5 protein-coding genes are annotated in these 6,433 nt (G+C 55.2%); 1 reads left to right on the top strand and 4 read right to left on the bottom strand.

Translation table 11 applies throughout. The features are described 5' to 3' along the window. Nucleotides 1–182: 182 nt before the first annotated feature. Nucleotides 183–1,190, top strand: coding sequence for a helix-turn-helix domain-containing protein (locus ACR0IO_RS22050; RefSeq protein ID WP_480744845.1), 1,008 nt, complete (start codon nucleotides 183–185; stop codon nucleotides 1,188–1,190). A gap of 92 nt (nucleotides 1,191–1,282) precedes the next feature. Here the strand turns inward: ACR0IO_RS22050 and ACR0IO_RS22045 are convergent, their stop codons facing one another. The 4 genes from ACR0IO_RS22045 to ACR0IO_RS22030 form a co-directional block, all read right to left on the bottom strand. Further along, nucleotides 1,283–3,544, bottom strand: a complete 2,262-nt coding sequence (locus tag ACR0IO_RS22045; RefSeq protein WP_480744843.1) for a DUF1963 domain-containing protein — start codon at nucleotides 3,542–3,544, stop codon at nucleotides 1,283–1,285. 181 nt (nucleotides 3,545–3,725) lie between these two features. After that, nucleotides 3,726–4,649: a tetratricopeptide repeat protein gene (locus ACR0IO_RS22040; RefSeq protein WP_480744841.1), complete on the bottom strand. Its 924-nt coding sequence runs from the start codon at nucleotides 4,647–4,649 to the stop codon at nucleotides 3,726–3,728. 5 nt (nucleotides 4,650–4,654) lie between these two features. After that, entirely contained in the window at nucleotides 4,655–5,155 is a 501-nt protein-coding gene (locus ACR0IO_RS22035) for a hypothetical protein (protein WP_480744839.1), read from the bottom strand. After that, complete coding sequence (locus tag ACR0IO_RS22030; protein ID WP_480744837.1) at nucleotides 5,155–6,405, bottom strand: ATP-binding protein; 1,251 nt, start codon at nucleotides 6,403–6,405, stop codon at nucleotides 5,155–5,157. Before ACR0IO_RS22030 ends, ACR0IO_RS22035 begins: the two co-directional genes overlap by 1 nt. Between the last annotated feature and the right edge of the window lie 28 nt (nucleotides 6,406–6,433).

The following is a 6,433-nucleotide window of genomic DNA, read 5'->3' as shown; positions in this document are numbered from 1 at the left end:
CAACCGCGTCGACAACGCATACGGCGACAGAAACCTGATCTGCACATGCCCGCCCATGTCAGAATACGAAGAAGCCGCAGAGTAATAGAGAGAACAAAATATTCCCCCGCCATGAGGCGGGGGAAATCGAAAACGGGCAGTGCCGCAACTGGCGATGCTCATATTTTGCAGATGGAGGAACAATGAAACACTATGTCCTCAAGAACGGTCAGGATAATCTGGCCAGAACTGCATCAACGACGGCTGAAAGAATACAGCAGATCGATGTGATCCTTGCTGATCCGGACGCGCGCGCGTCTGCAGAGATGGTCGTTGACTTTTATCGCGCCCTGAATGATCTGATCGAAGATCATACCTATTTTGTGAATATTCGCGTGTTCGCAGAGGATCCCGTCGACGGACCATTATATTGGGCAGGGCGAACGGCAATCTTCTGGGGAGATTTGCGAACGCGCTGGCACTATGAGGGAAGGGATCTGGCGTGGGCTTCTCAGGTCCTCAACCTCTCATCTCGTACGGTCCTTGTCGGGGGTGCAGTGCTGCTGTTGGCCCAGGCCGGGCACGCAGACAAGACGATGGCAGCCATTCATCCGAACTTTATAGCAGCAGCGCGCGAAGGTGGATTGAGAGACGGCGGCCGGAGCACCCATTTGTCCAGCGATGGCCGCAAGCATAGCGCATCATCTCGGCTGAGTGCCCTGCGGTTGCTCTCAGATCTCGTTTCTCAGGATCATGGTGAGCATCTGGCGGATACGTTGCGTGGCTACATTGGCCTGACGGAGCCGCGACGGAAATGTGAAAGCCAGCTTGCGCATCGGCTGATCCAGCGCTCTGGCGCTGACCCACTGGTCAGGCAGGCACTGGAAACCATGCTGGAACATGTTGAAGATCCGCTTAGAATACCTGACTTGTCAAAGGTATTGGGAACATCGACACGTCAGCTTCAACGTCGTTTCCTGAGTAAGACCGGCGTCAAACTTCTCACAACCTATCGAGAGCTCCGACTGGAACGCGCTCATAGTCTGCTTAGACATACGGACATGTCGCATCGGGAAATCTCGACGGCCACTGGTTTTTCATCAGTTACAGCCTTGGGGCGCTCGTTCCGTTCGCACTACAGGATAACGCCCGAAAGTGTTCGCAATCAACGGTTTGCCGGCCAACTGTCAGAGATCAATACTCTAGGCTAGCTGGTCAGAAACAAGCCAGATGTGCGGCCGAGTTTCTTAATGCACTAGGGGGTGAGAGGGCATGAGATCAGGTATTGGTCTCTCTGACGCGATCAGCCTCCGGCAGTATAGGCCTGAGCCTTGTCGAAATCGCGTCTCTGCAGATCTTCCGGCAAAATCCAAAATTCAATCATTCCTACGTCGCAGAACATGAAATTCATGCCGCGGTCGCTGTCCAGCGACAGCAGGCGGATGCCCGAGCCACAGGTTGCGTTGGTCTTAAACTGCGTATGACCCAACATCATATGCTCAGACTGGGTTGCAGACGGACACAGCGTTTCGTCGAAGAATTCATACAGTTCGGATGGCAGCAGCGTGCGCATCTGTTCATCCGTCACGGCCTGTTGAACAACCGACAGCAAGGCATTTCTCAACTCGGTCTGCACCATAAAGCCATGCTTTGACTGCATTTCTTCGAGCCAGCTTGTGAACCATTGACGCGTTTCGGGATCGGGAACCGCAAGATCGGCATGGGCGTCCAATCGTTCGGATACCTTTGCCAGCAGTGCCAGATGATTGGTCAGCCTGGCCATTGTGGTTTCGACTTTTTTCGAAAGCTCCTTCCCCTCTCGGCGCCAAATTTCTTTTAACCGCCTGTTTTCCATCAGGCTGGCCAGCATATTACCCTCGAGCTCCATCGCGAAACGGGACATGACCGCGCCACAAAATGGAAACCCGGCTTCGACGAGTTCGGGTTGGACCCAATATCTCCGGGTCGGGGCGGTTTCGGGATCATCTTCGGAATTGTACAGGAGCTCGTTACCCATAACCGGCCGATGACTTTTCTCAATCCGGTCCGGCAACAGTGCCTGCATTGCACCTTTCTGAAGATCGTACGCCAAACTCAGCTTTGGCATCGGCATCGCGAAATCCCAGAAGAAAGTTTTGATCGGATAAGCGGATATGGGCCAGCACGGATAGCTGTTGATACCCGAACGATCAGAAACGCGACTGCCCTCAACATATCCGATGTCGGGTAACCGGGATGGGGGCGTTGCGGGTTCACCGGGCACCGCGCTCGCTGGCACAAAGATCACACGTGTGCTTCCCTCGTCTTCCCAGACCATATCGTCTTTCACGCTCGCGAAGAACAGGAGTAACCCATCCTCGGGCATTTCTTCACCCCCTTTTACACGGGGCAGTTCTGCGCAATCGATCTGGGCGAGAAAGTGCAACGGGGTCCCCGATTGCGGAGTGCGCGGCCAGGGGATGCTTTTGGGCAGACAGGGCATGCCACCCAACCACGAACGCCCAACCGGATCTGAGCCGATGGGCCAGGCACGCCTGAGATAAATCGCGTCCCGCGCCTCCTGATGCAGCTCCTCCAGCAGTTCTTCTTTGGTGGGTTCAGGTTGGGGCGTGGCAGCCCGTTTCGGTTTGGGGGTTGCCGCAGGATGGGACCGTGCTGGCCTTTCCGTATCCCAAAGCACCCGATCCGGTGGCGAATGCGTATCCAGCGCGCCCTTTAATTTGCGAAGCCACTTAATCCTGCCTGGATCGGTAAGCGCTGTGCGCCGAAGGTTGAGTATCCCAAACACCAACTCGGACAACAAAACCAGGTTTCGCTGGGTTCCAAGGGGTAGCTGTACAATGACGTCAAACACGCCGGGTTCACGTGGGAATGTGGACAGGCCATTTGTATCGCGCGCCCTGCGGATGGCTTCTGTCAGAACGGCCAGTCGAGGATCTGACTTTATCCGTTGATCCGTAAAGTGGCACAGATAGACAAACTCAATTCGGCGCCGCTGTACCTTGCTCCCGACCAAGGGGGCGAAAATTCGGCGAAACGCTCTTTTTATGCGGAGTATCGGTCCGACCGTGCGGTGCTTGGGTTCGACGCTGATCAGTGTCGCGATGAAGGAGTTGCGCTTGGCACCTGTCAAATCGCAAGCATCTGTCAGTGCGCGCCCAAGGCTGGTTGCCGTCAGTGACTTTTGAAAGATAGGAGGTACCCGCCGGTCAATTGCATAGGCGTTTTCCAGCAACTCTCTGAGGTGCTCTTTTTGTTCAGGCAGTGCTATGGTGGGGTCGATACCATAGACCTTCAAAATAGCCTTGCTGGTTTTGGATTTGCGGTTATCCGCCAACATGCCGCCACTGCGGCTCAGATCCCACCGCAACCGGGCCAACAATCGCATCTTTTGCGGGCCGAAATTCTGATAAGCCGACTGCCAGAGCAGCAGCCCCACCACAATAGGCATCAAAAGAAACAGGATCGGGATTACGCCAAAGACAATTGCAAAAATCAGGTCTTCGCGAAGCCAAAGAACCGCAATGAAGATCACAAAAATCTGGTAGTATCGATCAACGATCATCGATCACCTGCGGGTTTGAAGATGCGCGCGCTGATCCCGCTCGAAATCGGCTCCGGTGAGATGCGGCTCAAATCTTGCAATGGGTTGATCGGCGTACAACCAAGATGGCCGTAATTACCCTGCGGATATTCGGCTGAACACGAACTGCGGCAACAGATCGGCTTTGATGCGCGATCAGCTTTCAATAATCCAGCCGGAGCGAAGCCGCCTTTTGATGTTGTGCAGACTTTCTTGAATACAGCTGAGTGCTTATCAGCAACAGAATAGCGGTGATCTGAACGCCTCTGAACAACATCGAAGCAGCGGTGTCGAGTTCGAAGTACCTCAGGATATCTGCGGCGGACATATAGAGGAAGATTGCCGGCACCACATAGAGAGCGGCGGTTTTGATATTAGCGGTGTTGGCGATATGGCCAATACGGTGGAACCAGCCTGTCAGGGGTTTGCGATGCATCTCAATGGCGGCCAGCAAGCTATGTGCGTTGTGATTGTTTGGCGACAGGGCCAGCGCGCTCAAAGCGGCGTCATGTGCCTTCTCGAAGTCTTTTTTGACCCAGAACGCCCATCCAATGGCTACATGATTGGCGCTGTCGGTCGGTGCAATTCTGAGGGCCGCTCTGGCATGGCGTTCTGCGCTTTCGGCATCCAGGCGCAACGTTGCAAGTCTGGATGCAAAATAGTGAGGCGTATCATCGTCGGGATACAATGAAAGAAGCGTGTCGACGGCGGCAGCCAGTGCCTTGATATCATGATTGAGCAAGGCGTTCGCGCATCGAATCTCAAGCGCATTCCTGTTTTCGGGATCAAGCCGTAAGGCTTCGTCCAGAGCATTTTTGGCAGCTTCGTCATCACCAAAAACCGTATCGATCGTGGCGCGCACCACATGGGCCAGCGGCAGATTGGGACCAAGTGCGAGGGCCTGGTCCGCGGCGCGCGACGCCGCAAAGTGCTTGCCCAGTTTGAGAAGGCAAAAGGCCAGATGCGCATGCACAAGTGCGCTTTCGGGCTCTTCTTTCAGCGCCTTGCGGAACAGCTCGAGCGCTTTGTCATTATCGCCCCGGTCGGTGGCCGCTATGGCAAGCGGAAAGTCTCGGTTCTGTAGCATCATGGTCAATTCAGATAGTAGGCGAGGCCGCCCATCGCCTCTCCGAGTGGTGGCAGGATTGCCAGCAGAAGTCCGGTAATTAGCCAGGACACAAAAACATACAGCGCCGCAAAGGGCAGTCGCAGTTGCCCACGCCCCATTTCCTGCACGTGCAACTGATAAAGTTGGCGCTGCGCCTGAAAGCAGTAGCCCGAGGCGACAATCGCAACGACCAGCGCGATGTTCAGCAATATCTGGTTGCCAAGCCGTTCGATGCTGCCTTTCTCAAAGCTGTCCTTAATGAAATCAATCAGCACCAGCATCGGCGCGCAAAACAGCACTGACGCCAATAGCACGCGGCCCTGTCGTTGCTTGTCGCGGCAGCCCAGAAACCCGGCGTTGCGATACATCCAAATTGCACCAAATACCGGGCCCGCCAGAAACCCCGCAATCCATACCACATATGGCGCGGTGATTTTCGCGGGATTTGAATCCGGCAATATGTTGTCTGCGATATCCAACTGCATCAGCGACGCCCATTCACCTTGAAAAATTCGAGAACATCGTCGTAGCGCCCGCTTTCATTGCTATAGGTCGCGTGATTGCGCGCCGTTGTTAGCCAGTCGATGGTTGATGGGCGAACCTGCTTTGACGCGGTCTCAAGCATCTGCATGTTGATGGGAACTTCACGATTGCTGGCAAGCGTGGCGTCAATCGCAAGATCTGTCGCCGCGTCGATGATCCGCGCAAGGTCCGCTCCGGAATAACCGCTTGTGGCGGCGGTGATCTTCTCGAAACGGACATTTGTTTCTGCCGGTCGCCCGGCCAGTTCCATACGCAGGATCGCTTGGCGGGCCGGAGCATCCGGAGGAGGCACAAAGAACATCCGGTCAAACCGGCCCGGGCGTAAAAAGGCTGAATCCATCGACCACGGAATGTTCGTCGCCGCCAGAACAAGAACCCCGTCATTTCGTTGGTTCACCCCGTCCATCTGCGCAAGAAAATGACTGACCATCTGTGAAACATGGGTCGAAGTGTGCCCGGACCGTTTAGAGCCAAGCGCATCAATCTCGTCAAAGAACAGGATGGTCGGGGTATTGTTCCGGGCCTGTTCGAAAATCGAAGTCAGACGCTGTTCGGCAACACCCCAATAGGGATCGAGGATGTCGGATATGGCAACGGATTGAAATCGGGCTCCACATTCGCCTGCGGTCGCTCTGGCAATCATGGTTTTACCGCAGCCGGGTGGGCCATACATAAGCACACCACCCCCGGACTTTTTTCGGAAACGAGAGAGCAGCCCCGACTGTTTGAAGGGTGCGATAATGCGCCGCTCGATGTCTCGTTTTACATTCTCAAGCCCGCCAACATCGGCAAATGAGATCTGATCATCCGTGTCTTCGGCGTCGGCAGTCGACTGTCCTCCGACGACCTGCAGACTCACTACATTTGCAGCCTCTTCCTCGAAAGGTGCGATTTCGGAGGTGGTGTACGGAGTAGCGTCCGCTTCAGCCTCTACCGGTATCTGGTCTTCAGTCGCAGGGTGCCCCCAAAGTTCTGCTTCCTCATCCAACCCTGCCGTTGCAAAAACCTGAGCGACAAAGTTCCGGTCGTCTGGGGACCCTATGTCGTCGGGTTGGACGTCAAACGCCAGTTCCAATGCACGGCTGTCCAGGCCCAAGGCCATGGCGCGGCGCATCACCGCCAGTCGGAGTGTCAGATTTTCAGGAGAAGCTTCGAGGCGTGCCAGCAAGTTCTTGAATGTGGTATCGGGCAATAACGGTCTCCGAAATCGGTATGGTGAA

The organism is Ruegeria sp. CE12, from assembly GCF_056537525.1.
The sequence above is the reverse complement of the archived record's forward strand: the minus strand, read 5'-3'. Positions and strand labels throughout refer to the sequence as shown.

Bases quoted from the DNA above. Each gene is read 5' to 3' on its own strand.
- ACR0IO_RS22050 (WP_480744845.1), top strand. From the start codon at position 183: ATGAAACACTATGTCCTCAAGAACGGTCAGGATAATCTGGCCAGAACT.
- ACR0IO_RS22045 (WP_480744843.1), bottom strand. From the start codon at position 3,544: ATGATCGTTGATCGATACTACCAGATTTTTGTGATCTTCATTGCGGTT.
- ACR0IO_RS22040 (WP_480744841.1), bottom strand. From the start codon at position 4,649: ATGCTACAGAACCGAGACTTTCCGCTTGCCATAGCGGCCACCGACCGG.
- ACR0IO_RS22035 (WP_480744839.1), bottom strand. From the start codon at position 5,155: ATGCAGTTGGATATCGCAGACAACATATTGCCGGATTCAAATCCCGCG.